The organism is Pseudarthrobacter sp. W1I19, from assembly GCF_030817835.1.
Lineage (GTDB): Bacteria > Actinomycetota > Actinomycetes > Actinomycetales > Micrococcaceae > Arthrobacter.
The window spans coordinates 4693610-4707992 of record NZ_JAUSZR010000001.1 but is presented as its reverse complement, the minus strand read 5'-3'; the positions used below and the strand labels follow the sequence as shown (position 1 = coordinate 4707992).

Annotated in this window: 13 protein-coding genes; 3 read left to right on the top strand and 10 right to left on the bottom strand. The window is 64.9% G+C overall.

The genetic code is table 11. The features are described 5' to 3' along the window. Positions 1-2: 2 nt before the first annotated feature. The 6 genes from QF038_RS21790 to QF038_RS21765 all read right to left on the bottom strand — a co-directional run bounded on the left by QF038_RS21790 (position 3) and on the right by QF038_RS21765 (position 8410). Positions 3-1502, bottom strand: coding sequence for a dihydrolipoamide acetyltransferase family protein (locus QF038_RS21790; protein WP_307613263.1), 1500 nt, complete (start codon positions 1500-1502; stop codon positions 3-5). Between the two features lie 7 nt (positions 1503-1509). Further along, positions 1510-2490 carry an alpha-ketoacid dehydrogenase subunit beta gene (locus QF038_RS21785; RefSeq protein WP_307613262.1) on the bottom strand — a complete coding sequence of 327 codons (981 nt, stop codon included), beginning with the start codon at positions 2488-2490 and terminating at the stop codon, positions 1510-1512. Continuing rightward, a complete protein-coding gene (gene pdhA / locus QF038_RS21780; RefSeq protein WP_307613260.1) occupies positions 2490-3761 on the bottom strand; it encodes a pyruvate dehydrogenase (acetyl-transferring) E1 component subunit alpha in 1272 nt (423 codons plus the stop codon). Before pdhA ends, QF038_RS21785 begins: the two co-directional genes overlap by 1 nt. A 149-nt stretch (positions 3762-3910) precedes the next feature. Next, positions 3911-5029 (bottom strand): histidinol-phosphate transaminase, encoded by a 1119-nt coding sequence (locus QF038_RS21775; protein ID WP_307613258.1) that lies wholly within the window; start codon positions 5027-5029, stop codon positions 3911-3913. Between the two features lie 118 nt (positions 5030-5147). Further along, the gene (locus QF038_RS21770) at positions 5148-7040 is read right to left on the bottom strand and encodes a pectinesterase family protein (protein ID WP_307613257.1); all 1893 of its coding nucleotides are present in this window, start codon (positions 7038-7040) and stop codon (positions 5148-5150) included. Beyond that, positions 7040-8410, bottom strand: coding sequence for a polysaccharide lyase family 1 protein (locus tag QF038_RS21765; RefSeq protein ID WP_307613255.1), 1371 nt, complete (start codon positions 8408-8410; stop codon positions 7040-7042). The genes QF038_RS21770 and QF038_RS21765 overlap by 1 nt, the downstream gene beginning before the upstream one ends. Positions 8411-8668: 258 nt before the next feature. Here QF038_RS21765 and QF038_RS21760 point away from each other — a divergent pair, with 258 nt between their 5' ends. Beyond that, entirely contained in the window at positions 8669-9091 is a 423-nt protein-coding gene (locus QF038_RS21760) for a phage holin family protein (RefSeq protein WP_307613253.1), read from the top strand. Between the two features lie 26 nt (positions 9092-9117). On the opposite strand, the gene QF038_RS21755 is transcribed toward QF038_RS21760, so the two are convergent. Then, entirely contained in the window at positions 9118-10455 is a 1338-nt protein-coding gene (locus QF038_RS21755) for a hypothetical protein (RefSeq protein ID WP_307613251.1), read from the bottom strand. Beyond that, positions 10455-10757, bottom strand: coding sequence for a hypothetical protein (locus QF038_RS21750; protein WP_307613249.1), 303 nt, complete (start codon positions 10755-10757; stop codon positions 10455-10457). The genes QF038_RS21755 and QF038_RS21750 overlap by 1 nt, the downstream gene beginning before the upstream one ends. 150 nt (positions 10758-10907) lie before the next feature. On the opposite strand from QF038_RS21750, the gene purB reads away from it, so the two are divergent. Both purB and QF038_RS21740 read left to right on the top strand, forming a co-directional pair. Continuing rightward, the gene (gene purB / locus QF038_RS21745) at positions 10908-12350 is read left to right on the top strand and encodes an adenylosuccinate lyase (protein ID WP_307613248.1); all 1443 of its coding nucleotides are present in this window, start codon (positions 10908-10910) and stop codon (positions 12348-12350) included. 123 nt (positions 12351-12473) lie between these two features. Further along, positions 12474-13148, top strand: coding sequence for a histidine phosphatase family protein (locus QF038_RS21740; protein ID WP_307613246.1), 675 nt, complete (start codon positions 12474-12476; stop codon positions 13146-13148). Here the strand turns inward: QF038_RS21740 and QF038_RS21735 are convergent. Beyond that, positions 13145-14071, bottom strand: a complete 927-nt coding sequence (locus QF038_RS21735; RefSeq protein WP_307613243.1) for a serine/threonine-protein kinase — start codon at positions 14069-14071, stop codon at positions 13145-13147. The two genes, QF038_RS21740 and QF038_RS21735, sit on opposite strands and share 4 nt — an antisense overlap. Next, positions 14068-14292 (bottom strand): hypothetical protein, encoded by a 225-nt coding sequence (locus QF038_RS21730; protein ID WP_307613241.1) that lies wholly within the window; start codon positions 14290-14292, stop codon positions 14068-14070. Before QF038_RS21730 ends, QF038_RS21735 begins: the two co-directional genes overlap by 4 nt. Between the last annotated feature and the right edge of the window lie 91 nt (positions 14293-14383).

The following is a 14383-nucleotide window of genomic DNA, read 5'->3' as shown; positions in this document are numbered from 1 at the left end:
TCCTAATCCAGCAGGAGCGCCGGCTCCTCCAGGATGGCGGCGACGTCGGCCATAAAGCGGGCGGACAGGTCACCGTCCACCACACGGTGGTCGAACGAGCCGCCCAGGGTGGTGATCCAGCGGGGGATCACTTCCCCGTCCAGCACCCAGGGCTTCTGCTTGATGGTTCCGAAAGCCACGATGGCCACTTCGCCGGGGTTGATGATTGGTGTGCCGGTATCGATGCCCAGCGCGCCGATGTTGGTGATGGTCAGCGTTCCGCCCTGCATTTCGGCGGGCTGTGTCTTCCCGGCCCTTGCCGTGGTGGCCAGGTTGTTCAGGGCCAGCGCCAGCTCCTTCAGCGACAGGTCCTGCGCATTCTTGATGTTCGGCACCATCAGGCCGCGTGGTGTTGCCGCGGCGATACCCAGGTTCATGTAGTGCTTCACATGGATTTCGGCGGCACCTTCAGCGGTGTCCACCCACGTGGCGTTGACGCTGGGGTTCCGGGCAGCCGCCCAGATCACGGCCTTGGCGAGGATGAGCAGGGGGGAGACACGGATGCCTTCGAAGTCCCTGGAGGCCTTAAGCCGCTTGACGAATTCCATGGTGCGGCTGGCGTCCACGTCCACAAAGATGCTCACATGCGGTGCCGAGAAGGCCGAGTCCACCATCGCCTTGGCCGTCGCCTTGCGGACCCCCTTGACAGGGATCTGCTCGATGCGCTGGTCCTGGGGCTTTCCGGCCTTGCCCCAGAATCCGTCCGCCTTGTCCAGTTCCGCATCCCGCTGTGCCTGGTAGCTGACCAGGTCCTCGCGGGTCACTTCGCCGCGCAAGCCTGTTGCCACGACGTCTGCCAGGTCGATGCCCAGGTCGCGGGCGATCTTGCGGACCGGAGGTTTGGCCAGGACCTTGTTGACGAGTCCGGTGATGGCACCGCCGAACGTGGGCCGCTGGTCCAGGGCTTCGCTGGTTGGGCCTGCTGCGGCGACTGCCGCAGTCTCCGGTTTCGCCGCGTCGCTGTTGGAGGAGCGGGGCTGGACGGGCTCCACCTCCGGGGCGTTCAGAGTGTGGGCGTCGGCGGGCGCGGTCTTCCGCGGACGGCGCTTGACGGCGTCTGCCTTGGGTCCGGAACCCACCAGCGGACCGCCGGCCAGGGGACTGCCCTGCCCGCCGCCGTCGGCCGTTGCTTCTTCCGGCCCCTCCGCGGGGAGCTTGCCGTACATCGGCTGCACCGGGGTTTCGGGGGCCCGCACGTGAGCCGGGGTGGGGTCGCCGGCAACCTCGTCGCTGACGCTGATGATGGCGGTACCAACGTCGATGGTGATGCCTTCGGGGACCAGAAGTTCGCTCACGGTGCCGGCAAACGGTGAGGGCAGTTCCACGATCGACTTGGCGGTCTCGATCTCGCAGAGGACGTCGTTGATGGCTACGGCGTCACCGGGCTTCACTTTCCAGGAGACGATTTCCGCCTCAGTGAGGCCCTCGCCCACGTCAGGGAGGTTGAACTTGTTCAGGGTCATGGTGTCCTCAGTAGGAGAGGGCGCGGTCCAGCGCCTCGAGGATGCGGTCGATGTCCGGAAGGTAGTCTTCCTCCACCTTGGCAACGGGGTAGGGCATGTGGAAGCCGCCGACGCGGATCACGGGCGCCTCCAGGGAGTGGAATGCGCGCTCACTGATCCGGGCCGCTATCTCGCCGCCAATTCCGCCGAAGGTTGGAGCTTCATGGGCAACAATGAGCCTGCCGGTCTTTTGGACCGAGGCGGTGACGGTATCGAAGTCGATGGGCGAGATGGAGCGAAGGTCGATGACCTCCAGGCTGTGCCCGTCTTCCTCTGCGGCATTGGCTGCCGCGAGGGCCACTGGAACCAGCGGCCCGTAGGCCACAATGGTGGCGTCTGTGCCGGTGCGCAGAACATGGGCCTCGAAGGGATCGCCGGCCCTGCCCGGCGCCTCAACGTCAACCTCGCCCTTGAGCCAATAGCGGCGCTTCGGCTCGAAAACGATCACCGGGTCCTGGCACTGGACTGCCTGCTGGATCATCCAGTAGGCGTCATGGGGGTTGGACGGGGTGATGATCCGGAGCCCTGCGGTATGGGCGAAGAGCGCCTCGGGCGATTCGGAGTGGTGCTCAATCGATCCGATGCCCCCGCCGTAGGGGATGCGGATGACCACGGGGACGCTGAGGTTGCCGTTGCTGCGGGAGTGGATCTTTGCCAGCTGTGTGGTGATCTGGTTGAAGCCCGGGAATACGAAGCCGTCGAACTGGATCTCGCATACTGGGGTGTAGCCGCGTAAAGCCAGGCCGATGGCCGTTCCAATGATGCCGGATTCGGCCAGCGGGGTGTCCACGACGCGGTCGGGACCGAACTCGCCGATCAGGCCGTCCGTCACGCGGTAGACACCGCCCAGGGCACCGATGTCTTCGCCCATCAGCAGGGACTTGGGATGGTCCGTCAGGGCGGTGCGGAGGCCTTCGTTAATGGCCTTGGCGATGGTCATGGTGGTCATCAGTGGCCTGCCTTTGGGGACGCCTGGGCTGTTACTGCCTGCCGGGCCGGCTCTTCTGCCGGCTCCTCACCTGCGAACCCGGCCGAGTATTCCTCGAACCACGCGAGTTCTTCGGCTACCAGTGGATGGGCTTCAGCGTAGGTGTTGGCAAAGGCGGTGCGGATGTCCGGGGTCTCGAGGTCGTGCGTTGTGCGGCGGACGTAGGCGGCGAGCTCATCCCCATCGGCTTTGACCCTGGCGAAGAATTCTTGGTCCGCCATGCCTTCGGAGCGCAGGTACTTCTCCAGGCGGGCCAGGGGATCCTTGGCCTTCCAGGCGTCCTCTTCCGCTGCCTGCCGGTATTTTGTGGGATCGTCCGCGGTGGTGTGCGCACCCACGCGGTAGGTGAAGGCCTCAATCAGGACGGGGCCCTTGCCCTGGCGTGCGTGCTCCAAGGCCCATTCCGTGACGGCGTGGACCGCGATGACGTCGTTGCCGTCAACCCGGATGCCGGGGAAGCCGTACCCCTTGGCCCTGTTGGACAGCGGTACCTTGGTCTGCACTTCGGTGGGGACGGAGATTGCCCAGTGGTTGTTCTGGCAGAAGAACACCACGGGGGCGTTGTAAGAGGAGGCGAACACCATGGACTCGTGGACGTCGCCCTCGGAGCTGGCGCCGTCACCGAAGTAGGCGATCACCGCCGCGGCAGGTTCAGCGGCCGGATTACCGGATCCGGCGGCGTTGGCGGCGGCCAGTTTCTGGTCCCGCTGGATACCCATGGCATATCCCACTGCATGAAGTGTCTGTGCTGCCAGGACAAGCGTGTACAGATGGAAGTTGGTGTCCTTGGGATTCCATCCGCCATTGGAAACACCCCGGAACTGGCGCAGGAGCTCGGCCAAGTCCACGTTGCGCGTAAGCGCAACACCGTGCTCGCGGTACGTCGGGAAGATGTAGTCCTGCGGCTGGCTCGCGCGGCCGGAACCTATCTGCGCGGCTTCCTGGCCTGTCAGCGGAACCCAGAGGGCCAACTGGCCCTGGCGCTGCAGGGCAGTCGCTTCGACGTCGAACCGGCGGATGGCTGCCATGTCAGCGTAGAGTCCGCGGAGCACTTCCGGGGTCAGCTTCCGGGCGTAGTCGGTAAACACAGGGTCGAAGCCCGGCTTCCCGTCCGGGCCGAGGAGCTGGACCATCTGTGCCGGGGGTTCACCCATGACTGCTTCAGCATCAGCCTCGCGCTGATCGTCTACAGCTGTTCCGTCGAACTCGGTGGAAGGCAGATGTGTGCCCATACCGTCTCCTTGCTTGCCGCATCCGGATGCAATGCAATGTCGCTGGGATATATGCCTCAGAAGGAATAGATACCCCTTACGGCATATATGTTGGCTTACTGATCCTAACTTTATCCTCAGTAACTAAGCGCAAAGCTACTTGTTAAGTGCTAGGAACCACGCGGGGCCTTTGTATAGTTCGCACACAACGCGAGAAACCGGCTGTTGGCCTCTTCCTCGCCGATGCTCACCCTTACGCCCTCACCGGGGAATGCCCGCACCGACAGTGCTTGCGCGCCTGCCAGTTCGGCGAACTCTACGCTGTCGGGACGGAGATCCAGCCAGACGAAGTTGCCCTGGGCGTCGGGAACAGTCCAGCCCAGGCTGCGCAGCCCTGCGGTGACGCGCTCCCGCTCATCCACCAGTCTTTGTACCCTTTCTACAACCTGGGGGTAATTCTGGAGGGAAACAATTGCTGCCGTTTCCGCAATCTGCGACACGGCAAAGGGTGTGGCTGCGACCCGCAGGTGCTGTGTCAGCTCCGGATTGGAGATGCTGTAGCCAACGCGCAGGCCGGCCAGCCCGTGTGCCTTGGAGAAGGTACGCAGCACCACTACGTTTGGGTACTTGCGGTAGAGGCTGATCCCGTCCACCGCATCCGCTTCGCGTACGAACTCCTGGTATGCCTCGTCAATGACCACCACCACGTCAGCCGGGACAGAGCGGATGAAAGCTTCGGTCTCGGCCGCACGGAGGGCAGGACCGGTGGGATTGTTCGGGGTGCAGAGGAGGATCACCTTGGTTCGGGCTGTGACTGCCGCCGCCATTGCCTTGAGATCATGGCGGCCCTCGTTGGTCAGCGGGACGGGAATACCGTCTGCCCCCGAGAGGCCTACGCTGATGGGGTAGGCCTCGAAGGAACGCCAGGCGTAGACTACTTCGTCCGGCTTGCCGTCTTCGTTCCGCCCGGCGAACGCGGCCAACAGCTGGTTCAGGGCGCCGAGGCTGCCGGCGCCGGTGACAATATCCTCCGCGGGAACATCGAGGAACCCGGCCAGCGCGGTGCGCAGGCGGCTGCTCAGCGGGTCGGGGTAGCGGTTGAAGTCCGTTTGCTTCGCGATGGCCTCGACAACTGCCGGAAGGGGAGGCAGCGGGTTTTCGTTCGACGACAGCTTATAGCTGGCCAGTCCTTCCACGGCGACGGGAGGTTTGCCGGCGGCGTAGCGTGGCAGCCTTGCCACCACAGGACGCGGCTGGATACCTCCGGCAAGGGTGTCTGATGACGTCATGGAGACCAGCCTACTTCTCCCGATGCCGGAGGGAAGGCTGGATTGGCCGGGGATGGGTGGCCGGAGACGCCGGTTGTTGACAAAGCCCTCCGGCCACCCGTTCCGTCTTCGATGCCCGCTATCCTGCCAAGCTGTTAGCGTCCGGCAGGGTGCTGTCCGCCCAGGTGCCTGCCAGCTGCGGAGCCCAGCCGTCCGTTCCCCGAAGATACGTCTCCAGGGTGAAGTCTTCGGCAAGTTCCGGCTCGAGCTGCGGCCGGTCCGCAGTTGTGCGCGATCCCGGGCCGTAGTTGTTGAACTCATGGAAGCGTGCGCCGCGCCAGGAGAAGCCGCTCATATCCGTCCAGGGTGTGCCGGAGACATGGGCGCCGAGCCACGAATCCCGAATGAGGACCTGGGCAATTGCGTCCACGTCGCCGCCGGGGTGCCAGGGCCGGCCCAGGTGGACCGATCCCGCCGCAGCATCGGACACGAACCGGCACCCGGTAAAGAGGTATCCGTGCTTGATGTTGGCGTTTTGGCTGCCGGCGGAAACGTAGCCATTATTGCTTTCGGAGCCCCGGTCCAGCGAACGGATCCCACAACCGGAAAAGACGGCGGTTCCCCGGCCAAAGATAAAGTCCACATCACCCTCGACATAACAGTCGTTGAAGAAGAAGCGCGCCTGTTGCCCGCGGGCGGGTGAGTCAACCAGAAGGGTGTCCTGGTTGCCCACGCACCGGACATTATCCAGGACGGCGCGGTCCCCTGTCAGGAAGAGTGCCACCGCCTGGCGGTTGGCGATGTGCTGGTTGGCGGCTTCGTCGAAGTCGTTGCTGAAGGTGAGGTTGGCAGCCGCAAAATCCGGGCCGTCGATCCTCATGCTGGCGCTTCCGCCCGTGCCGAAAGGTCCGCTGCCATCCGGTTTGGGAGTTCCGGAGGCATTGTTGAACACCAGCACAACGTCCTCGGCTTTCTCCCCCAGCCCGATGAACGAGATTCTGGGTTTATCCGCCGGCACCCTGATCGCCTCCCGGTAAATGCCGGGCTGGATCCGGATAAGGGTACGTCTGGTGCTTCCCGGGGCCACGGAGTCGACGGCGGCCTGGACTGTGCGGAAGGCCTGGCCCTGGCCCACCTCCAGCACGAGGGGCTTGTCCACTGGGCGTTCACTGGGCCAGTAGATGCCGGCAAGAGGATCCAATGCGGCGTCCACGTGCTGAAAGTAACCCGGCGGGATCGTCTGTTGTGCCTGTAGTTCGGTGGCAACCAGCCGGGCGACGGCCAGGGCGCCCGCTGCCTGGAAGTGTGTGTTGTCGGCGACTCCGTCCGGGTACTGCGGATATTGGCCCGGTGCCGTGTGCAGGAAGTGGGTTTTGGTTCCCTCGGCGCCGAGCTCTTGCCACAGGGCCTTCGAGGAGGCGGTGAGGTCCACTAATGGCGTGCCGGTGGCGGCAGCAAGTTCCCGCACGGCCTGCGGGTAGGCGCCGTGGGAGTCCTGTGCAATGCCAAGGGGACTGAACCTGCGGCGTTCAACCGGTGTTACGAGGACGGCCCGTGCTCCGCGCCCGGCAGCACCGTCAAGGTATTTCTGCAGGTACTCCTTGAACGTGGTTTGGGGATCGGTGCCCCTCGCGGGGTCCCCTACCTTTTCGTCGTTATGGCCGAAGGAGATGAGGAGGTAATCGCCGGGCTGCATCATGTCCAGCACCTCGTCCAGGAGGCCGGCGTCGGCAAAGCTCTTGGACGAGGCGCCGGACCAGGCATAGTCGAAAACGCCGGCCTGCGGCCCCAGCAGCAAGGGGAGCGCCTGGCCCCACCCGGCACGTGGACGCTCCGAATGCTGGTACGCGGAGGAGGTGGAATCGCCGACGACGAATATGACCGGCCGCGTGCGGCCTGCGGTTGGGCTGGCTGTCCCGACGGCGGCCAGGGAGTGCCCGGCGCCCGGTCCGGTGAGTCCCGCGGCAGCGGTGACCGCTCCTGCCGCCACGGCCGCCAGCAGGGAGCGGCGGCTGGGCTGGAAGCGGCGCATCAGTGCGCGTCCCCTGCCGTGAACACCGGTCCGGTGGCATTGGCCAGGAGGGCCGGAACGGCCTGGGCAGCGTTCACTTGGGTCCGCAGCACGGGCGCCCAGGTATCGTCGGCTTCCAATTGCTTCTCCACCGGGGCGGCGGCGTTGTAGGCTGCGCGAAGATCGACGATCTTCCCATTGACGGTGTTACCGCTGGTGGTGATGACTTTCCCCTTGAAATAGCCGATCAGGGATCCGAGGGGAATGCCAGCGGGGAGTGTGAACGCATTTGCCTCCGCGTGGAGATGGGACTCTACGCCCGCTCCCAGCGTGTAGCCATAGGGGACGGCGGACGTTGAACTCGTGATGAAGTGGTTGTTGTAGACGTCCACCTGGCCGAAGCGGACCCGCGGTGCCCTCTGGCCCACGTTCTCGAAGACATTGTGATGAATGGTGACGCGGAGCTTGCCTGCGTCACCCCGGCTCGTGGAGTCCGTGGAGCCGATCAGCAGGAGCTTGTCGTGATCGGAGAACCGGTTGTAAGACATGGTCACGAGGTCCGAACCGTTTGTGACATCCACCGCTCCGTCGTGGACCTGGTAGGGCCGGCCAAAGTAGCTGGGCTGCGCGGTGTCCAGATTGGGAGCGTCAGTGAAATGGGAGTGGTCCACCCAGACGTGTTGGGAGCCATTGATGATCTGCAGCAGATCGTACTCGCTGTTCCAGTTGCCGGTGGCTCCGTCGGTGGGATCCCAGGAGGGGAAGCAGTCGGCCGCGTCACGGACCGTGAGGTTCCGGAAAATGACGTTCCGGGCTGCGTTGATCCTCAGCGCGGCGCCGGTGATGCTGCTGTCCGGGCCGGCTCCCACAATGGTGGTGTTGCTGGGGATATCCCACCGGATGGTGGCTGCCTGCCTGGTTGCGGCGAGCCGCCGGGCGCTTTCCTGGGGGCCTGCCGGTGCTTTGGCTGTTCCGTACCGGGCGGGGTCGAAGTCGTAGAGGTACTGGGAAAGGGAGAAGCCGGTTCCGGCGGCGTAGTCCTCGCAGCTGATGGGCAGGCCGTCGGGAGTGGTGTTGGCAGCGATGTCGCCATGGACCCTGATGATTTTCGGCTCAGCCCCTGAAGCGAGGGCAACGAGGAGCTCCGTGCGGCTGGAGACGTCGTAGATCCGCTCCTCCATTGCGGCTGATCCGCCGGTGGTGCCTGCCTCCAGGGAGGCCCAGCCGTCGTTCGCGGCGAGTACCTGGCGTTCGAGTGGCTGGCGGGCGGTCTGGGCGGTCGGATCTGCTGGTGGCGCAGGCGACGCGAATGACTGGGCGGGCGATGCGAGCAGCGATATTGCGATGGCTGCCGCGACGGACACTGGCGCTTTGGGCATCTTTTTGCGCATGATCTCTTTTCCTCCATTGGAATGAACCACGCTTCAACGCCACCGAAAGAGGAGGCGTCTGAGAAAGCGATTTCTCAACTATGGGAAAGCGTTTTCTTCTTGTCAAGGGCTGAGTTGGTTTTTGACACCGCTTTCCTGCTGGTGGTCATAGCCCCCGCCGAACGGGGGGAGCCGCAAGGCCGGGGCCGGCTGGATGCCAGGGTGTCCTGCCGCCGCTCTTTGAGCCAACCCTTCAGGGCTATGTGAAACGATGGGCCTATGAGACTGATTGCCCGGGTCCTGATCAACGGCCTCGCCCTCTGGGTGGCGGGCTGGATACTGCCAGGGCTGGAGATCTCCAGCTACGCCACAGCCGATGCGGTGGCCAAGACCGGCGTGACACAGGGGACGGACATCATCGGGATTGTCCTCGCCTACCTGTTCATCGGCCTCATCTTCGGCCTGGTGAATGCTTTGGTCCGCCCCCTGGTGAGCCTCCTCGCTCTGCCCCTCACCATCCTGACTCTCGGCCTGTTCACCATCGTGATCAATGCTGCGATGCTCTACCTGACCTCCTGGATCAGCAGTTATACCCCCGTGCACTTCACCATCGATTCCTTCTTCTGGACCGCCGTTTTAGCGGCGATCATCATTACCCTGGTCTCACTCGTGGCCGGCAGGATTACCGGAACCCGGCGATAGCTGAACCGGGCGCCAGCGCCACCCTGCTACCGCCCGCCGTACCCGCGCTCCTGCCTTCGGTTGTCCGCCGCGTGAAGATTTGCCGCGGGAGGCTTAGTCCGGGACAGGGCGAACCGTGTGGCCGTCGCCGTTCCACCCGATCCCAATGCAGCGCCGAGCGCCGCGGTGGATGCCACCAACGAGGGATCACTGCTGGCGGACACCAGCCGTGCGCCGTCCTGGTAGCTGCTGAGCTGGTGACCCGGACCAATACCCACCCGCTCCCCTGTCTGAGCGTACAAATCACTGTTCATAGTCGCTGTTACCTGGTTCCTGGCGTCCCTGTTGGGTGCGCCGTCGGTTCCAGGAACCCAGTCGGTCCGATGTTCAAGATGGAGGGTGTTGACGCTGGGATCCGGCCGGATTCCGGCCACAGGTGATCCTGCTGTCAATACGTACTTGAGGTCATACTCGCTCAGGAAATCCTCGTTCGCAGCGAGGTTCATCGCATGGATTCCACCCTGGCTGTAGCCCACTCCCACCACCGTCGCGCCCCTCTGGGCCCCGGCCGCTTTCAAGGCCTCCAGAACGGCCGCGCTGACATTCTCAGAACTGTTTCCGACGCCCTCAACTATTCCGTTCAAGCCGAATGGATTCTCGTCCGGTGTGTTCAACTGCGTACCGGGAATTACCACCACATATGCCTTTTGTCCTGCGTTCTCGACCTCGACCACCTCTATATAGCCGGCTCCACGCGCATCAATCAGCCGGATACGTTCCAGCAGACCCGCGGGAGAAGGATCCAAATCAATGGGAATGTTTTCCAGGGGCTGGACTTCAATGGGCCGCGGCCTCATTCCTGGATACGCAGCCTCCACCAGCATCTTGGCGAGCGGAGTAGCGTGTACCGCCAGCGCAGTCAGGTTCTCAGCAGCCCTTCTATTCAGGAAACCCGTCCGCCAGAAGTCTGCCTGCATCTCCAGCTCAGCGCCGATGAGTGGCTGGTCGGGGCTGCTGTATGACCCCGCCACCGCTTCCGCCACTTCGTACTCCTGTTTGCAGGCCCGAACGTGGCTGCTGATGCGCTGCAGCTCAGTCCGTACTTTTTGGACGCTCCGCTCGGACTCTCCGACGGCGTTCATGGCCAGGCTGCCCGACCACCGGGGCAAGTCCTGGAAAGGGACAAGGTCCTCCCAGACCCGGCGGATCTCAACCTCCAGTCCAGAGAGCTCGCCCGCGAGGTCGTCGAGCTTCTCCGCGCCGCCCGTCAGCTCTTCCAGCTGGAACCTGATGCCGCCGATACCCCCTCGAATGGTGAGGAATCCGTCGTCGGGAGGTCCGGCCAGGTGGATGGAGCCGGTGCCTGAGGGCATCACCTCAGACATCAGCGCGCACCCGGATACGTGCAGCCGGCAGTGAAGGTCTCCTGGCTGTGCCGCTCCACCGCAGCCCTGGCCTCAATCAAGGCTTCAAGCGCGCGGCGCAGGGCTGCCGACTGAAGCAAGACCGCATCCCGGTATGCGCGGCCCGCCGGCGACTCCCACTGCAGCAGCTGGATATCCCTGAAGCTGTCCACAACGTCCTCACCGCGGACAACGCAGACGGCCACCCGTTCGGCCAACGCCCTCACCTGCGAGACGCGCAGCATTTCCTGTTGCAGGTCTGCCTCCGCCGGTTGGCTGCCCATCAACCGACCACCTTTCTACGCAAAGCGGCCACGCTGATCCGCCTGGCATGAACGCTACGGAGGACAACGCGGGTCCCCAACCGCCGGCGGCGGCTATGTGGACAAGTAACCTGCTAAAGCCGCCGCGGCAGTTCATGAAAGAATCAGCACATGCCTGAAACCGCCGCCACAGCTGATACCCGTACGCCCTCAGGACGCCTGGCCCTCGCCGCGTCCCCGGAAAAAATCGCGCTTGGCCCGCTGGACGGCCGCTACCAGTCTGCCGTCGCGCCCCTCGTTGACTACTTGTCCGAGGCAGCCCTCAACCGCGACCGCGTGGCCGTGGAAGTTGAATGGCTCATCCACCTGACCAGCAACAACGTCCTCCCGGGCGCCGGTCCCCTGACCGAGCAGCAGCAGGAGCAGCTTCGCGCGATCGTCACCGAATTCGACGCCGCCTCCGTGGCAGAACTCGCCGAAATCGAGGCAGTCACTGTCCATGACGTGAAGGCTGTGGAGTACTACATCGGCCGCCGACTGCCCGCCATCGGCGTCGAAAACCTGACCGCTATGGTGCACTTTGGCTGCACCTCCGAGGACATCAACAACCTCTCCTACGCACTGGGCGTCAAGGGTGCTGTGGAGGACGTGTGGCTCCCCGCGGCACGGGCACTGGTGGCCCAGATCAGCAAGATGGCGCAGGACAACCGGGCCGTCCCCATGCTGTCGCGCACCCACGGCCAGCCCGCCACCCCCACCACGCTCGGCAAGGAACTGGCGGTCATCGCGCACCGCCTGACCCGCCAGCTGGACCGCATCGCCAAAACTGAATACCTGGGCAAGATCAACGGAGCCACCGGCACCTACGCAGCCCATGTTGCGTCCGTTCCCGGCGCGGACTGGCAGCAGGTGTCCAAGTCCTTCGTGGAGGCCCTGGGACTGACCTGGAACCCGCTCACCACTCAAATCGAGAGCCATGACTGGCAGGCGGAACTCTACGCCGACGTCGCGCGCTTCAACCGCATCCTCCACAACGTCTGCACGGACATCTGGAGCTACATCTCCATCGGCTACTTCGCGCAGATCCCCGTGGCAGGTGCCACGGGATCGTCCACGATGCCGCACAAGGTTAACCCCATCCGCTTTGAAAACGCAGAGGCGAACCTGGAGATCTCCAACGGCCTGCTGGACACCCTGGGGGCAACGCTGGTCACCTCCCGCTGGCAGCGGGACCTCACGGACTCCTCCAGCCAGCGCAACATCGGTGTGGCGTTCGGCCACTCCCTGCTGGCCATCTCCAACGTCGCCAAGGGCCTGGAACGCCTCGATGTGGCGGAGGATGTGCTGGCCGGGGACCTCGACACCAACTGGGAAGTCCTGGGCGAAGCCATCCAGATGGTGATGCGCGCCGAGGCGATTGCCGGCGTCGAGGGCATGGAAAATCCCTATGAGCGGCTCAAGGACCTGACCCGCGGACAGCGGGTTGACGCCGCCCGGATGCAGGAGTTCGTGCAGGGCCTTGGCCTTTCGGCCGACGCCGAGGCGCGCCTGCTCGCGCTGACGCCCGGCAAGTACACGGGCATCGCGGACCAGCTGGTGGACCACCTGAAGTAGCGCCTGCACGCAAGGAAACAGTACGACGGCGGCGCCGGGCTTTGCGGAGCCCGGCGCCTTCTGTTGCGGGAGTGTTTCCCGGGGCTGGCCGGGTGGCAGGCTGCCAGGTGCGAAACTGGAGGCATGAAGCTGCTCCTCATCCGCCACGGGCAAACCCCCGGCAACGTGCTTGGCCAACTGGACACGGCCCACCCCGGCCCCGGCCTGACCGAACTGGGCGAACGGCAGGCGGAAGCCCTGGCCCGCTCGCTGGCGAATGAGCGGATCGACGCCCTGTACGCGTCCACTCTCATCAGGACCCAGATCACCGCGGCGCCGCTGGGCCGGCTGCACAGCCTGGATGTGGCGGTGCTTGACGGCCTGCACGAGATCGAGGCAGGGGCACTGGAAAAGCTGACCGACCACGAGTCGCACAAACGGTACATGGGAACAGTGATTTCCTGGGCGGCAGGGGACCTTGACCAGCGGATGCCTGCGGGTCCGGACGGGCACGACTTCTTCGGGCGATTCGACGCAGCCATCGCAACCGCCCTGGAGCGATCATCAGGCCAGGAGGCCACCGTGGCTGTGGTCAGCCACGGTGCTGCCATCCGTACCTGGGCCGGGCGCAGGGCAGAGGGCGCGGACTCCGAATTCGCTGCGAAGCATGTACTGGCCAACACAGGAATCGTTGCCCTGGAGGGCGATCCGGGCAATGGCTGGAAGCTCCTGCATTGGGACGGCAGCCCCGTGGGCGGGCTGGCACTTGCCGATCCCACCGCGGAGGACCCCACCGGAAAGAACGTGGCGGAGCCCTAAGCCAGCTGCCCGATCCGGCGCGAGGGGAACACGGTCAATTTCCTGCAAGGACCGCTGGCCTTCGCCGCAGGTGGGGTCCGTACGAGCCGGCCGGCCATTGCGGCGGCCTCGGCAGCCGTCGGCCGCGCATCGCTGTCCATTGCCGTCAGCGCCTGGAGCAGGTTGCACCAGCCAGGACCAAGGGAGTGTGGAATAGCGGGGCTTCGGAGAGTCCTGGCCACCAGCGACTCGATGGCCGTGCCGGGGAAAGCCTTGGCTCCGGTTAGCAGCTCCAGCAGCACCAGTCCCATGGCGTAGACATCCCAGGTGGTGCGCGCGGGTCCGCCCCCGGCTTGTTCCGGGCTCATGTAGTGGACTGTTCCCGATGAGATGCCAGGCTCAGGCGGCGCGCCCATCGCAGTTACGATGCCGAAATCGATGATGCGCACCGGACTCCTCCGCAGCCCGCTCAGCATCAGGTTGGCCGGCTTGATATCGCGGTGCACCAGGCCCTTCCCGTGCAGGTGGGCCAAGGCTCCGAAGAGGCCGGCGGCCCAGCTGGCAACGTCGCCGGCCAAGGGTGGACGGGCGCGGGCCGCTTCGGCGAGGCTCGTTCCCAGGGCCAGTTCCTCGACCAGATAAGGACGCCCGGCCAGCGGCGTCCCGGCAGCCATCACGCCCTCGGTGATGAACCTGATGATCGACGGATGATCCAGTCCTGCCAGGACGGCGGCTTCGTTCGTGGTCCGCTCGAAGTGTTTCCTCGAGTGGCCCACAGCCACCTTGACGGCAACGTTCGGACCGCCCTCACGGTCAACGGCGCGGAAGACTTCAGCGAGCGAACCGCGGCCCAGCCGTTCCTTGAGTTCGTAGCGTCCCGCCACGGTTGGCCCGGGCAGGAGCGTGGCCTGCTTCTGCCCCATCACCGGGGCATGCGTGCTCATGCAGACAGGGCGGGGACTTGGGCTGCACCCAGACCTGCGTCCAGCTGGAAGCCACAGCCGCAGCGCCACACGGGCGGCAGCTGGACAGGGCCGCCGTTGTCCGGTGCAAAGGTGTAGCCGACGGCGGCCGGTCCCACCGCCGGGACCACGAGTTCCATGGTGATGCCGCAATGGACTGCGGCCAGCCCGGCCTGTTCCTGTCCCAGCGGAAGGCCGTTCAAAGATGTTCGGTCAGCACAAAACTCAGGGGAACCAAGCTCAGTAAAAGTAACCAAGGCACTCACGACTCCGTCTGTTGGGTTCAGGAACTGC